The sequence below is a fragment of the Cupriavidus sp. WS genome (assembly GCF_000395345.1).
Classification (GTDB): Bacteria; Pseudomonadota; Gammaproteobacteria; order Burkholderiales; family Burkholderiaceae; genus Cupriavidus; species Cupriavidus basilensis_B.
The window spans coordinates 1-697 of the sequence record NZ_AQPL01000713.1 but is presented as its reverse complement, the minus strand read 5'-3'; the positions used below and the strand labels follow the sequence as shown (position 1 = coordinate 697).

General features: G+C 66.4%; 1 protein-coding gene. It reads right to left on the bottom strand.

All coding sequences use genetic code 11. From position 1 onward, the window contains the following. On the bottom strand, positions 1-697 hold a 697-nt coding region (locus tag K206_RS40615; protein WP_043368043.1), incomplete at both ends, for a malic enzyme-like NAD(P)-binding protein.

Sequence of the window (697 nt, the reverse complement as noted above, 5' to 3'; positions counted from 1 at the left end):
GCGCGCCGCGGAAGATGAACGGGAAGCACAGGACATTGTTGACCTGGTTCGGGTAGTCGGTGCGGCCGGTGGCGATGACCGCGTCCGGGCGCACTTCCTTGACCAGCTCCGGCATGATTTCCGGGTTGGGGTTGGCCAGCGCCAGCACCAGCGGGCGGTCGGCCATGCGCTGGACCATGTCCTGCTTGAGCACGCCGGCGGCGGACACGCCCAGGAAGATGTCGGCGCCGTCGATGACCTCGCCCAGCTTGCGCTTGTCGGTCTTCTGCGCGAAGCGGGACTTCTCCGGGTCCATCAGTTCGGTGCGGCCCTCGTAGACCACGCCGGCCAGGTCCGTCACCCAGATGTTCTCGAGCTTCATGCCCAGGTCGAGCAGCAGGTCCAGGCAGGCCAGCGCGGCGGCGCCGGCGCCGGAGGCCACCAGCTTGACCTCGCCGATGTCCTTGCCGACCACCTTGAGGCCGTTGATGACGGCCGCGCCGACCACGATGGCGGTGCCGTGCTGGTCATCGTGGAAGACGGGGATCTTCATGCGCTCGCGCAGCTTGCGCTCGACGTAGAAGCACTCGGGGGCCTTGATGTCCTCGAGGTTGATGCCGCCGAAGGTGGGTTCGAGCGAGGCGATGATCTCGACCAGCTTCTCGGGGTCCTTCTCGTCGATCTCGATGTCGAAGACGTCGATGCCGGCGAACTTCTT